Here is a 13,966-nt window from a genome sequence, read left to right on the forward strand (position 1 = left end):
GGCCCCGCCGGGGGTGCCGGGGCCGGGCGGCCACCGGCACCCCCGGCGGTGATCAGGCCGCCGCGGCGGCCGGCCGGTCCGCTTCGCGCAGCAGATCGACCAGGGTGGCGCGGGCCCGGGCCACCCGTGAGCGGACCGTGCCCACCGGGCAGCCGCTCGCCGCGGCCGCCGCCGCGTACGGCAGCCCGGCGAGCTGCGTCAGCACGAACGCCTCGCGGCGCTCCCCGGGCAGCGCGGCCAGCAGGTCGAGCAGGACGACGCCCTCGTCGAAGCCGGGCAGGCCCCGGGTCTGGGCCCGCTCCACGGCCGCCTGCCAGTCGGGCGCATCACTGAGCCGGGGCCGGGCGGCCGCGTGCCGGTAGCTGTCGAGGACGGCGCGGCGCGCGATGGACAGCAGCCAGACGCGTGCCGAGGAGCGGCCCTCGAAGCGGTGCAGGCTGCCGAGCGCCCGCAGGAACGTGTCCTGCGCGAGGTCGTCGACGGCCTGGGGGTCGGCGCACAGGTGGGCGACGTAGCGCCGGACGTCGCGGTGCAGCGCGCGCACGAAGCGCTCCACCGCGTCGGGGTCGCCGCCGCGGGCGGCCAGGGCCCACGCGGTGACCGACTCGTCGGTCGGCGCCGGCCGGGCGGCGGGGGCGCGGTCCTCGCGCGGGGCGGGCAGGGCAGGAGTGATCACCTGGTGTCCTTCTCGGTCTCCGGGATCCGGGCCGCGCGGGCGCTGTGTCGGGCGCCGGCGGTCCGGTGCGAAAAGGGGGCCGGCCGCCAGGCCGGGTCCGCGAAGCCCCCTCGTCCGCCCGGCGGGCGGGCCCCGCGGCGTCCGGTGCGTGCTCTGGGGCACTCCCTGCTCGCAGAGCTCGGGGGTGCCGGGCGAAGACCCTCGTACCGGATGTACTCGGGGCTTCGCCCGGTGCGGCGGGAGTGCGTGCCGGGTGTCGTGGGGCAGGCGGGACTTCGCGGACACGGCCCGGGCGCTCACGCGGGTCGGCGTGTGCGGGCGTACGGCCGCGGCCCGGGCCGCGCACGGGCGGCCCGGGGTACCGGCTGTCGTCAGGCGACAGCGACCCCCGCCGGAGGGCCCCGGGAGATGATCGAGTGGACGAGACGCACCAGGCGCGGCGCGCGTCCCGAGCGCCTGCGGCGGGTGCGCGGGCGCGGGCGGTCCGCCGGGACGGGCAGGGCGAGCAGCAGGCGCAGCGGTGCCGCCAGCCGGCCGGCCACGGCGCGCAGGATGCGGAAGGCGGCGCGCTCGCCGTACGCCAGCCACAGCCCGCACAGCAGCGCGGCGAGCAGGTGGGCCGCGAGCATGCCGAGCGACGACGCACCGCCGTGCATGGCGTGGCCCGTGGGGTCCCCGGACGCCGGGGACCCCATGTCCGTCGGGCTCATGCCGTTCATGGGGCCCATGGCGCTCATGTCCATGGAGCCCGTCGCTCCCGAGTGCGTACGCCCCGTCCCCGCCGTGCCGGCCGGGTACGCGACCGCGGGCTGGGCGAGGGAGAACGCCTCGTGCAGCACGGTCTGCGCGGCGAGCACGGCGGTCACGACGAGCGGGAGCCCGCGCTCACGTCCGGCGAGCGACCAGCCGGCGGCGCCGGTCACGGCCAGGCCCGCGGCCAGGGTCCAGCCGGGCACGTGCCGGCCGGACATCAGCACGTGCGCCAGGGCGGCGAGCAGCACGCACACGACCGCGAACACCGCGGCCCGTACCGTGCGAGAACACCACCCTGCGGCCATGACCTCCCATCCTCGCATCCGGCCAGCGGTCGTCAGGTCCCCCTGCCGTCATGTCCCGTCGCCTCGCTCCCCGTTGCCTCGTGTCCCGGCGTCGTCCGCCTCGTGTCCCGGTGTCGTCATGGCCTGGCGTCGTAGGGCTCCCGGTGTCGTCGTGGCCCGGCCGGCGGGGCCGGTGCTACCGGCCGGCCAGGCTGGACTCGGGGCCGCGGTCACCCGTCGGCCCGGCGTCCCGCACCGGGTCGGGCGCGCCGCAGGGTACGGTCGCGAGCCGGGGCAGCAGGCAGGTCCAGAACTCCACCATGCGTTCCTTCGGCAGCCAGTCGCGCTCGCGGCTGCCGAGCACCTCGAAGCCGACCGTCGCGGCCACGACGGCGCCGGCCACGCAGTCGGCCGACAGGCCGTCCGCCAACTCACCGTCCTCCTGCGCCCGGAAGACGACCTCGCGGACCCAGCCGTGCCACGAGTCCAGCACCGTGGCGCCGCCGTCCCGGGCCGGGTCGCCGCCCAGGGTGAACCCGGCCCGCATGACGGGGTCGGCCGCCAGCGCGACGACCAGCCGGCGGATGGCGGCCACGAGTTCGCCGAGGGCGCTGCCGTCCAGGGCACGGCAACTCCCGGTCATCTCCTCCACCGTGCGCGCGGCCGTGCTCTCGATCTCCCCCGCGAGTGCGTCCTTGCTGGGGAAGTGGAAGTGCAGCGCACCGGCGCTCACCCCGGCCCGCCTGCTGATCGCGGGCAGGGAGGCGCGAGCGTATCCGTCGTGGGCGAAGGCCTCCGCAGCCGCGCGGATGAGGGCCTGCCGGGTGCGAGCCGCCCGTACCTGCTTGACCATGACGCTCTCCTTCTCGGCCACCGACGGGCCTCTAACCGCACGTTCAGTATGTTTACGGGGGTCCGGTGCGGCAAGGGCCGACGCGGCGACGGGCGGAATTCACCGGTGTGTACGCGAAGAAGTCCGCCGGGCGCGGCGGTTGAGACCCGCGCGGCCCCGGGCAAACCGCGTGCCTGGTTTGCCGGTCGGGCGCGCGGACGCCCCGTGAACGCGCGGAGGTCCGTCGCCCGGGCGGGCGGCGGACCTGCCGGCGGGTGCCCCGGCCCGCGCGACCTCAGGACGCGGCGGGACGCAGCACGACGGGCAGCGAGCGGAATCCGTTCAGCATGAAGGTCGGCAGGGGCGCCAGTTCCTCGGGCGCGCAGGCGAGTTGCGCCTCGGGGAACATGTCGAAGAGCCGGGAGAGGGCGGAGGCGGCCTCGATCTCGCCGAGCGGCGCGCCGAGGCAGCGGTGCGGTCCGTGGCCGAAGCCGAGGATGTCGCGGTCGGTGCCGCGCAGCAGGTCGAAGCGGTGTGCGTCGGAACCGTGCCGGTCGGTCTCGTGGCCGCCCGCGGCGAAGTTGACGAGGATGCAGTCACCCTTGCTGATACGCACCCCGTCCAGGTCGATGTCCTCGACGGCGAACCGCATGGGCGCGTACGCGCCCGGCGTGTGCACCCGCATGGTCTCGGCGACGACGTCCGCCCAGCCGGCCCGGCCCGCGCGCAGGTGCGCGAGCTGCTCGGGGTGGGTGAGCAGCGCGCCGGCCGCGTTGGTGATGAGGGTGGCGGTGGTGTCCTGCCCCGCGGCGATGAACATGAAGAGCGAGCCGAGCAGTTCGTCCTCGGTCAGGCGGTCGCCCTCGTCACGGGCCGCGATGAGCGAGCTGGTGAGGTCGTCGCCCGGCCGCTCCCGCTTGGCCTTCACCAGCGCGGCGAGCCGCCCGAACGCCTCGAGGCGCGCGCTCTCCATCTCCGCACCGCTGACGGTGGAGCTGAACACGGTGCTCAGCGCCGCGGACAGCGCGTCCGTCTCGGCGCCCCTCGGGACGCCGAACAGCTCGCAGATGACGCGCAGCGGCAGCACCTCCGCGTACGCGGTGCGCAGGTCGACGGGTGTACCGGGCGGCAGGGCGGCCAGTTCGCCCAGCAGTTCGGCCGACAGCTCCTGCACGCGGGGGCGCAGCGCCTCGGAACGCCGTGCGGTGAAGGCCCCGGCGATCAGCCGGCGCAGCCGGGTGTGGTGCTCCCCGTAGGCGAAGAGCATGTTCTCGTTCGCCACCCACGGGTAGAGGGGCCACTCCTCGGTTATCTTCCCTTCGATGAACGGCGGCCAGTGCAGGCGGGCGCTGCGCGAGACCCGCGGGTCGGTCAGCAGCCGTTCCACGTAGCGCTGCTGCACGACGGCCCAGGCGAGCACCCCTCCGGGCAGCTCCACCTGGACCGCGGGGCCTTTGGCGCGCAGGTGCGCGGCCTCCGCCATGTGGTCCTGGCCCGTGAGGTCCAAGGCGTACGGGCAGGCGGTGTTCTCCATCGGTGTGCTCCCTGGGTCGGTCCTGCATCACGGTGTGGCGTGGCGACGTGCCCATGGCAGCGGTGACCGGGCCGCGGCGCCCGGCGGGTGCCGGCGGCCGTGGCCCGCGGTCGGGACAGGTTCAGCCGGCGGCCGGAGCCGCTTGCGGGTCCAGGCGCAGCTCCATGGCTTCCTCGTAGACGCGCCTGCCCCGGTCGACCGACATGTCCAGACGGACGAGCACCGCGGGGACGGCGATGCTGGTCATCAGGTGCCGGTAGAGGTCGACCACCCGTTCCATCAGGTCCGTGTGGTCGTCCATGATCTTGGACAGCACCTGCGCCCCGGTGAAGGCCGCGACGAACGCCTTCGCCGCGGTCGCGACGTCGACCTGGGGCAGCACTTCCCCGTTCGCCTTGGCACGTTCGAGCAGCGCCGCGTTGTGCTCGACCCAGGAGGCCATCGGCACCCGCCGGTCCAGCCCGTCGTGCGGTGAGCCCTGGTCCACGGTGAGGCGGATGCTGCCGCGCACCATGGCGTCGCCGGAGCCCAGCAGGTGTGCGAGGAGGAAGCCCGAGTCGAGTCCCTCCTGGAGCACCAGTTCCCGCGGCGGCAGTTCCGGCACGGACTTGAGCTGGTCGGTCAGCACCGCCTGGGCGAGCTGCTCCTTGGAGGCGAAGTGGAAGTAGAGGGCGCCCTTGGTGACATTGGCCCGCTGGAGGATCTCCGAGATGGTCGCGGCCTCGTAGCCGACGTCGGCGAACACGTCGGCGGCTGCGATCAGGATGTTGCGCCTCGTCCTGATCGCTCGCTCCTGCAGGGCCAAGGCACTTCCTCCGCACTGGCTTCACGAACCCACCGGCCCCGAAAAGAAACCGACAGGTACGTATCCTGCCACCCGGGTAGATGCCCTTTCAAGCATGCGAGAGCCCCCTCCCTCCCCCAGCGCACGCGGACGGCCGGGCCGTCGCCGAGGGCCACAATAAAACCTGTCGCCCGGTATCTCAACGCCCATGAGGCACTTCCCCACCGCCGCCGAGGCGCCCGCCGGGGACCGGAGTTGAGCAAGTCGCGTCTTTCCGAGGCCGTTGGGGCATCGACAAGGCACCATTGTTCGGCCACCGTTGGCAGAATTTTGGCTTGATTAGCAAACCGGGAGGTCCGTATCTTCTCGTTCCACGCATTACCGCACGCATCCCCATCCTTCCGGATCCGCGACTACGGGAGAGGGTCATGACCCTTCTGACACCCTTGGTAAATCTCCCCTCCGTGCCGGAGTCCGGCCACTACGGCGGATATGGAACACTTCGTCCGGACGGGGGTCCGGCGGACGGCCCGTCCCCGGCGGACGGCCCCGCCGACGCGCTCGCCGCCGCCGGCGGCGACCCCGCCTTGGGTACGGTCGCCGAGTTGACCCGGCTCCTGTTCGACGGCGAGGACCGGGAGCGCGGCCACGGCATGTGGCGCGACCTCATCTCCAAGGACGTCTTCCGCCACCGCCCGGGGCTCGCCGCCGAGGAACGGGTCGCGCTCTCCTACGAGTTGCTGCGCCTGGTGAACGACACGGCCGGCGACGCCGAGCGACTGGCCGACGACCCGCGGCTCCTGGCGGCGCTGCACGAGTGGGCGGCGATCGTGGACGGCGGCGGAGGGCTGTGCACGGTGGCGAGCATCCACTACAACCTGTTCCTCGGCAGCCTGCTCGACCACGGGGGCGCGACGGGCCGGGACCTCTCCGACTTCACGAGCCTGCGCCGCACCGGCACGTTCCTGTGCACGGAGCTCGACCACGGCAACGACGCCTCGGCCCTGGAGACCACCGCCGAACCGGACCCGGTCACCGGAGGCTTCGTGCTGCACACCCCGCACGAGGGCGCGCAGAAGTTCATGCCCAACACCAGCCTCACCGGCGGCCCGAAGTCCGCGGTGGTGGCCGCCCGGCTGATCGTCGAGGGGCAGGACGAGGGCGTCTTCCTGTTCCTGACGCCGCTCAGCGACGAAAACGGCCTGCTGCCCGGGGTACGGGTGCGGCGGCTGCCGTTGCGCACCGGCGCCCCCGTGGACCACTGCCTGACCGCGTTCGACCGGGTTCCGCTGCCGCGTAGCGCCCTGCTGGAGTCCGAGCACGGCCGCCTGGACGCCGACGGCCGCCTGCACAGCAGCCTCGGCAACCGGCGCAAGCGGTTCCTGCGGTCCATCGGCCGGGTCACGATGGGCAAGCTGTGCATGAGCGGCGCCGCCGTCGGCGCGACCCGCGCGGCGCTCGCCCTGGCGGTCAGGCACGGCGACCTCCGGCAGGTCAGCGGGCCGCGCGCGGGCGAGCGCATCCCGGTCAACGCCCACCGCCCGCACCACGGGCGGCTGCTGAAGGGCGTCGCGACGGGCTACGCCATGACCTTCCTGCACCGCTCCGCGCTCGCCCGCTGGGCGGCGGAGCACGCCGGTCCCGACACCGGGCGGCGGGCGGAGGCGGAGCGGCTCGTCGCGATCGCCAAGGGCTGGATCACCTGGCAGGCCCGGGACATCGCCGTCGAGTGCCGGGAACGCTGCGGCGCGCAGGGCCTGTTCGCGGCCAACGGCCTGTCCGAGTTCCCGCACTACATCGAGGGCACCATCACGGCCGAGGGCGACAACCTGGTGATCTGGGTGAAGGCCGCCGCCGAGATGCTCTTCGAGCACCAGCCGGACCGGCGGGACCCCGAACCGCCCGGTGAGGTGGAGCGGCTGGCGGACCCCCGGCATCTGCTCGGACTGCTGGCCCGGGCCGAGGCCGTGTGGCAGGACCGGGCCCGCACGGCACTGCGCCGGGGCCCCTCCGGGGATCCGGTGGAGCGGTGGAACGGTGCGTCCTCCGCCGCCCTGGAGATGGTCTCGGTGCACGCCCGGCTGCGGGCGGCCGAGGCGTTCCTGGACGCGGCCGCCGCGGCCCGGCGCCCCGAGGCCCGCGCCCTGCTGGAGCGACTGTGCCTGCTGTTCCTGCTGGAGCAGGTCGGCGGGCACACGGGCGACCTGCTGGCCGACGGCCACCTGTCCGCCGACCAGGTACGCGCCCTGCCCGGGTTCCTGGACGACGTGGTGCGCGACCTCGCCCCCCGGATGACGGATCTGGTCGACGCGTTCGACCTGCCGGCCGCCTACCTGGACGCGATCCCCCTGACCGCCTCCGGCCAGACCCGCCTCACCGACCACCTCACCAGCGAGGAAGCGGCCGACTGGGCGTCCGAGCGGTAGCGAGAAGCGGCGACGGCCTGCCCGCGGCTGCCGGGCCCGGCAGCCGTTCCGCGCGGCAGCCGGACCGGCAACGGTTTCGCGCGACCGCTGGGAGCGATGACGGCTTCTCCGCGCAGCCGGGGCCGACCGGAGCTCCGCGCGGCAGCCGGGAGCGGAGAACCGTCTGCCAGCGGCAGCCGGTCCGGCTGCCGTTCCCCGCGGCAGCCCGACCGGCCGCGGTCGCCCGCAACTGCCAACCACCGCAACGCCCTTCCCGGTAGCCGTGGCCGGCGACACGCCCCGGGCCCCGCGAGTCGACGGCAGCCTCCCCGCGTACCCCCGGTAGGCGGCGGCGTTCCACCGCCGTCGGGGTCGGCGCCCCCGCCGTCAGGGCCGGGTGAGGCTGTCGATCCAGGACGTGAGGCGTTCGCCCTGGGTGCTCATGATCGTCGGGTCGCGCAGGGTGTGGGTGAGGACCGACATGCCCTGGTAGGCGGCGACCAGTTCGAGGGCGAGGGCGTGGGCGTCAGGGCGCCCCAGCTCGGTGAACTGGCCCGCCGTCCAGTCGATCAGGGCCCGCATGACCTCGGAGACCGCCAGGTCCGGGCCGTCGTCGCGTTTGTCCAGCTCGGTGGCGAGGGTGCCGAAGGGGCAGCCGAAGCGCGCCGCGGTCTCGCGCTCCTCGACCCAGCCGGCGACCAGGGCCTTCAGCCGGTCGGCCGGGCCGGGCAGCGCCTCAAGGCGGCCGGTGAGCGCGGCGAGCCGGTCGCGGTGCGCCCCAACGGCCGCCTCGACCAGCTGGTCCTTGGTCTTGAAGTAGTAGTACACGTTCCCGACGGGCACGTCCGCGGCGCGGGCGATGTCCGCGAGGGTGGTCTTCTCCACGCCCTGCTCGTGGAAGACCCGCACCGCCGCCTCGACCAGGCGTTCCCGCTTGCCGCCCCGCCGGGCCCGGCCGGGGGCGGCCGCCCGCACCGCACCCGCTTCTGAGTCAGTCACCTGACTGAGCATAGACATCGCCGCCCGGAGCGCCTACCGTGGGCACTTAGTCAGTCAACTAACTAACTCAGGAGAACTCATGATCGTGGTGACGGGCGGCACGGGGAACGTGGGACGGACGCTGGTGGCCCGGCTCGCCGCCGCGGGCGAGGCGGTCACCGCCGTCGCCCGGCACATCACCCCTGAGGACGTCCCGCCGGGCGTACGGACGGTCGCCGCCGACCTCGGCCGGCCGGCCGACCTCGCCCCCGCGCTGGAGGGGGCCACGGCGCTGTTCCTGCTGGTGGCGGGCGACGATCCGGACGGCATCCTGGAGCAGGCCGCCGCGGCGGGAGTCCGCAGGGTGGTGCTGCTGTCCTCGCAGGCGGTGGGCACCCGCCCGCACGGCTACGCGCACGCCGCCGGGTTCGAGGCCGCCGTGGCCCGGTCGGGCCTGCGCTTCACCGTGCTGCGCTCCGGCGGGATGGCGTCGAACGCGTTCGCCTGGGCCGAACCCGTCCGGCGGCACCGCACCGCCGCCGCGCCCTTCCCCGACGTGGCGCTGCCCTTCGTCGACCCGGACGACGTCGCAGAGGTCGCCGCCGCGGTACTGCGCCAGGACGGGCACGACGGCGTGACGTACACGCTGACCGGGCCCGGGGCCACCACGCCCCGGCAGCGGGCCGCCGCCCTCGCGGACGCCCTCGGCGAGCCGGTGGACTTCGTCGAGCAGACCCGCGAGGAGGCCCGCGCGCAGCTCGCGCGGTTCATGCCGGACGCCGTGGTGGAGGGGACGCTCGCCGTCCTGGGCGAGCCGACCGCCGAGGAGCGGACGGTCACCGACGACGTCCGGCGCGTCCTCGGCCGGCCCGCGGCCCCGTTCGCGGCCTGGGCGGCGCGCAACGCCGCGGCCTTCCGCTGACCGGGAGTCGGCGGCCGCCGTGGGCGAGGGTGCCCGGCACACCGCTCAAGGGAGGTCCTGCTCGGCCCAGATGACCTTGCCCTCCGCCGTGTAGCGGACGCCCCAGCGGTGGGTGAGCCGGGCCACCAGGAAGAGTCCGCGGCCGCCCTCGTCCGTGCTCCGGGCGTGCCGCAACCGGGGAGCCGTACTGCTGCCGTCGGCGACCTCGCAGGTCAGGCGCGCGTCCCGGAGCAGCCGGAGGTGAATGGGCGAAGCGGCGTAGCGGACCGCGTTGGTGACGAGCTCGCTGACGATGAGCTCCGTCGTCATGGCCAGTTCCGCCAGCCCCCAGGCCGCCACCTGGCGTGTCGCCTCCGCCCTGACCCGGCCGACGGCGGCGGGGTCGGCGGGCACCTCCCACGAGGCGACCCGGTCCGCGTCCAGGGTGTGGGTGCGGGCCAGCAGCAGGGCGATGTCGTCGGGCTGCGGCGCGGGCACCAGCCGCCGCACCGCCGAGGCGCACAGCGCGTCGAGGCCGGTCCCGCTCCCGGTCAGTGCCTCGCCGAGGCGTGCCATACCGGACTCGACGTCGTGGTCGGCGCCCTCGATGAGCCCGTTGGTGTAGAGCCCGAGCACGCTGTTCTCGGGCAGTTCGATCTCGCCGGTCTCGAAGGCCATGCCGCCGAGGCCGAGCGGCGGCCCGGCCGGGATCTCCGGGTACCAGGGGGCTCCGCCGGGTGCGACGACGACGGGGGGCGGGTGCCCGGCCCGCGCCATGGCGCACCGCCGGGTGGCCGGGTCGTAGACGGCGTAGAGGCAGGTCGCGCCGATGAAGGTCGCCGTGCTCCGGGTGGCCGCGTCGCGGCCGGCCTCCTCGTCGCTCAGCCGCAGCACCAGGTCGTCGAGGTGGGCGAGCAGTTCGTCGGGAGGCAGCTCCATGGCGGCGAGGGTCTGCACCGCCGTCCGCAGCCGCCCCATGCTCGCGGCCGCGGTGATGCCGTGCCCCACCACGTCGCCGACGACGAGTCCCACCCGCGCCCCGGACAGCGGGATGACGTCGAACCAGTCGCCGCCGACCCCGTCGGTCGGGTCCGCCGGGAGGTAGGCCGAGGCGACCTCGACGGCGGTCCCGCCGGTGATGGCGTGCGGCAGCAGACTGCGCTGCAGGGTGACCGCCGCGGTGTGCTCCCGGGTGTAGCGGCGGGCGTTGTCGACACACACCGCCGCGCGTGCCACCAGTTCACGGGCGAGCAGCACGTCGTCGGAGCCGAAGGGGACGGGGTTGAGCGAGCGGGCGAAGGTGGTGACCCCGAGCGTGGTGTTGCGGGCCCGCATCGGGACGGACATCAGCGAGTGCAGTCCGAAGTCGCGGACGCGGGCGGCCCGTTCCGGCTGTTCGGCCAGCCACCGGGAGTCGGCGGGGTCGAGCACGGGCACGAGGACGGGCTCGCCGCCGAGCAGCCGGTCCACGTCCCTGGGCGGCGGCAGGAAGTCCACCTCGTCGCCGACCCGTGCCACCGCCTCGGGGCAGCCCTCCCGCACCGACCGCAGTCCGGCGCGGCGCATCGCCGGCCAGGGCGGCGCCGGTCCGGCGTCGGTCAGCCAGGTTCCGTGGCCCTCGCTGCTGAACACCGGTTCCAGCAGGTCGACGATGACGAAGTCGGCGAGGCGGGGCACCGAGAAGTCGGCGAGTTCCTGTGCGGTGCGCAGCACGTCGAGGCTTCTGCCGATGGCGGTGCCCGCCTCGTTGACGAGCGACAGCAGCCGGCGGGCGGTCCAGCGCTCGGTGATGTCCATGACCATGTAGCAGATGCCGGTGACGGCGTCGTCGCCGTCCACGAGGGGGAAGAAGGACGTGGAGTAGGCGTGCCTGCGGTGCGGGTCGGCCCAGCTCCAGCCGATGTACTCGTAGTCGGTGACCGGGGTCCGCGTCGTCAGCACCTTGCGCATCAGCCCCTCGAGGGTCTCCGGCTCCAGTCCGGGGAGCAGGTCGCCGAGCCGGTGCCCGAGCCGCTCCTCCCGGGGCACACCGCCGAAGCGTTCCAGCGTGTCGTTCAGCCAGACGTAGCGCAGGTCGAGGTCCACGACCGCCATGCCCACCGGTGACCTGGTGAGGAAGCCGTCGAGGACCCACTCGCCCATCGCCCACTGCGGGCGCTGCTCGCGCGCCGAGACGAGGAAGCACTCCTGGCCGCCGACGGCGAAGACCGGCGAGACCCGCAGGTCGACCTCGAGGCGGCGGCCGTCCCGGTGCCGGACGTCGATGCGGCCGCTCCATCCCGTTCCGGTCCGGCACCGCCGTGCGACGGCGGCGGCACGGGCCGGGTCGTGGGGGACGCCCTGGATGCGGGCGGCCGGGCGGCCGACGACCTCCTCGGCGGGGCGGCCGAGCAGCGCCTCGGCACCCGGGGTCCAGCCGATCACGACGCCGTCCGCCGAGATGACCGCGGCCGCGTCGGTGGCGGCGTCGAGGAGCGCACGCGTCTGCCCCGGGGTGGACGTGTGCAGGCCCTTGCGCACAGGTTCCATCGGGTTCCGTCCTCCCTCTCCCCCATGGTCCCGCCAGTCCGGCCGGCGCGCACGGTCCGTCCCTGCGGTTGGGGCGCGGGCGGCGCCGGATGCAGCATGGAGGTATGAGAAGACGGTGGACCAGCGGTCACCGGGGCTCCGGCACGCGGCCGTACGCACCGACGGCCAGGGCGGCCGGTGGAGGTGGAACTGGCATGACAGTGGACTCCCTGCCCGCGGACGACGACGAGCACAGCCCGGAGCCGCCCCGGCCGACCGGCCTGCTGGACGTGCTGAGCGTGGCCGCCGTGGCGCTGGACACGACCGGGCGCATCGTCTTCTGGACCCCGCAGGCCGAGGAACTCTTCGGGTACACCGCCGAGGACGTGCTCGGGAAGTACGCGGCGCAGATGCTGATCCGCCCCGAGCACGTCCAGGCCGTGGTCGGCCTGTTCACGGAGGTGCTGGAGACCGGGCGCGGCTGGGCGGGCGCCTTCCCGATCCTGCACAAGGACGGCAGCAGCCGGCTGACGGAGTTCCGCACCATGCGGCTGCTGGACGACGTGGGAGACGTCTACGCCCTGGGCATCGCAGCCGACCACTCCCGGCTCCAGCGCGTCGAGACCGACCTGGCCCTGTGCGAGCGGCTGATCAACCAGTCCCCGATCGGGCTGGCCCTGCTGGACCCGGAACTGCGCTATCTGCTGGTCAACCCTGCCCTGGAGCGGATCGACGGCATGCCCGCCGAGGAGCACATCGGCAAGTCGCTCGCGGAGGCCGTGCCGTTCCTGGACGTCAACACCGTGGAGTCCGCGCTGCGTCAGGTGCTCACCACGGGCATCCCGCTGCTGGACCAGTACCACGTGGGCCGTCCCCCGGTCGACCCGGACCACGAGCACGCCTGGTCGCTGTCCCTGTACCGGCTCGAGGACCATGGCGGCCGGGTGCTCGGGGCGGCCGCGTCGGTGGTGGACGTCACCGAGCGGCACCACGCGGCGGCCGAGGCGGACCGGGCACGGCGCCGGCTCGCGCTGATCGCCGACGCCTCCACCCGGGTCGGCACCACGCTGGAGGTGGAGCAGACGGCGCGCGAACTCGCCGACATCTGCGCGCCGGTGCTGGCGGACGTGGTCGCCGTCGACGTCCTCGACTACGCGCTGGCCTTCCGCCGCGTCCGCCGCCCGGAGAACGGGCCCGAACTGTTCCGCGCCCTCGCCCTCAAGGCCGCCCACCCCACGGTGGCGCTGCGCGCCGCCGATCCGCCCGGTGACCTCGCGGCCTACGACGGCGACCGGCTGGTCACCCTGTGCGTGCACACCGGCCGCCCGGTCCTGGTGCGGCACGTCGGCGCGCGGGACCTGCCGCGCATCGCGCGGGACGCCGAGGCGGGTGCGCTGCTGGCCAGGGCCGGTGTGCACTCGTACCTGGCGGTGCCGCTGATCGCGCACGGCGAGGTGCTGGGCGCCCTGGACCTCAAACGCACCCGCAATCCGCTGCCCTTCGACGATGACGACGTCGTGCTCGCCGGCGAACTGGCCGGCCGGGCCGCCGTGGCCATCGACAACGCGCGCTGGTTCCAGAGCGTGCGCAACACCGCGCTCACCCTGCAACGCAGCCTGCTGCCCGACCACTCACCGCACCACACCGGCCTGGAGCTGGCCTCGCGCTACCAGCCCGCCCAGGCCACCAGCGAGGTCGGGGGCGACTGGTACGACGTGATCCCGCTGGCGGGCGACAAGACCGCCCTGGTGGTGGGCGACGTCATGGGCAACGGCATCGACGCCGCGGCCACCATGGGCCGGCTGCGCACGGCGACGTGCGCGTACGCGGACCTGGACCTGGAACCCGCCGCGGTGCTCCAGCACCTGGACAAGATCACCTGCGACCTGGAGCACTACATCGTCACCTGCCTCTACGCGGTCTTCGACCCGCACACCGGTCGGTGCACCCTCGCCAACGCCGGGCACATGCCGCCCGCGCTCGCGCGGCCCGGCCGGCCGGCCGTGCTCCTGGACCTGCCCCCCGGGGCACCGCTCGGGGTCGGTGGCATCGCGTTCGAGGCCACCACGACCGAACTGGTCCCGGACGACCTGCTGGTGCTGTACACCGACGGGCTGGTGGAGACGCGACAGCACCCGATCGACGACCGGCTCGCCGTGCTGCTCGGATTCCTGGACGAGCCGGCCCGGCCGCTGGAGCAGACCTGCGACCTGCTGCTGTACGGGCTGCGCCATCCCGACGACCACGACGACGTGGCGCTGCTCGTCGCCCGGGCCCTGTGACACGGGGCCGTGCCCGGCCGCGTGGTGGG

At 74.6% G+C, this 13,966-nt stretch carries 10 protein-coding genes; 3 read left to right on the forward strand and 7 right to left on the reverse strand.

Translation table 11 applies throughout. From position 1 onward, the window contains the following. Nucleotides 1-52: 52 nt before the first annotated feature. The 5 genes from B446_RS03370 to B446_RS03390 form a co-directional block, all read right to left on the reverse strand. Nucleotides 53-676, reverse strand: coding sequence for a sigma-70 family RNA polymerase sigma factor (locus tag B446_RS03370; RefSeq protein WP_020938004.1), 624 nt, complete (start codon nt 674-676; stop codon nt 53-55). A gap of 371 nt (nt 677-1,047) precedes the next feature. Beyond that, nucleotides 1,048-1,734, reverse strand: coding sequence for a hypothetical protein (locus B446_RS03375; protein ID WP_078614625.1), 687 nt, complete (start codon nt 1,732-1,734; stop codon nt 1,048-1,050). 175 nt (nt 1,735-1,909) lie between these two features. After that, complete coding sequence (locus B446_RS03380) at nt 1,910-2,566, reverse strand: ScbR family autoregulator-binding transcription factor (protein WP_020938006.1); 657 nt, start codon at nt 2,564-2,566, stop codon at nt 1,910-1,912. A gap of 274 nt (nt 2,567-2,840) precedes the next feature. After that, nucleotides 2,841-4,079, reverse strand: coding sequence for a cytochrome P450 family protein (locus tag B446_RS03385; RefSeq protein ID WP_020938007.1), 1,239 nt, complete (start codon nt 4,077-4,079; stop codon nt 2,841-2,843). 121 nt (nt 4,080-4,200) lie between these two features. Then, nucleotides 4,201-4,884: a ScbR family autoregulator-binding transcription factor gene (locus B446_RS03390; protein ID WP_020938008.1), complete on the reverse strand. Its 684-nt coding sequence runs from the start codon at nt 4,882-4,884 to the stop codon at nt 4,201-4,203. 407 nt (nt 4,885-5,291) lie between these two features. On the opposite strand from B446_RS03390, the gene B446_RS03395 reads away from it, so the two are divergent. Then, entirely contained in the window at nt 5,292-7,289 is a 1,998-nt protein-coding gene (locus B446_RS03395) for an acyl-CoA dehydrogenase (RefSeq protein ID WP_078614626.1), read from the forward strand. A gap of 366 nt (nt 7,290-7,655) precedes the next feature. Here B446_RS03395 and B446_RS03400 read toward each other — a convergent pair whose 3' ends face one another. Next, nucleotides 7,656-8,267 carry a TetR/AcrR family transcriptional regulator gene (locus B446_RS03400; protein WP_234967446.1) on the reverse strand — a complete coding sequence of 204 codons (612 nt, stop codon included), beginning with the start codon at nt 8,265-8,267 and terminating at the stop codon, nt 7,656-7,658. A gap of 79 nt (nt 8,268-8,346) precedes the next feature. On the opposite strand from B446_RS03400, the gene B446_RS03405 reads away from it, so the two are divergent. Next, nucleotides 8,347-9,168, forward strand: a complete 822-nt coding sequence (locus B446_RS03405) for an NAD(P)H-binding protein (protein WP_020938011.1) — start codon at nt 8,347-8,349, stop codon at nt 9,166-9,168. Nucleotides 9,169-9,213: 45 nt separating this feature from the next. On the opposite strand, the gene B446_RS03410 is transcribed toward B446_RS03405, so the two are convergent. After that, nucleotides 9,214-11,676, reverse strand: a complete 2,463-nt coding sequence (locus B446_RS03410) for a SpoIIE family protein phosphatase (protein WP_020938012.1) — start codon at nt 11,674-11,676, stop codon at nt 9,214-9,216. Nucleotides 11,677-11,870: 194 nt separating this feature from the next. On the opposite strand from B446_RS03410, the gene B446_RS03415 reads away from it, so the two are divergent. Next, nucleotides 11,871-13,937 carry a SpoIIE family protein phosphatase gene (locus B446_RS03415; protein ID WP_020938013.1) on the forward strand — a complete coding sequence of 689 codons (2,067 nt, stop codon included), beginning with the start codon at nt 11,871-11,873 and terminating at the stop codon, nt 13,935-13,937. Nucleotides 13,938-13,966 lie beyond the last annotated feature (29 nt).

Origin of the sequence: Streptomyces collinus Tu 365 (assembly GCF_000444875.1) — a bacterium.
In the GTDB taxonomy this organism is placed as follows: Bacteria; Actinomycetota; Actinomycetes; order Streptomycetales; family Streptomycetaceae; genus Streptomyces; species Streptomyces collinus_A.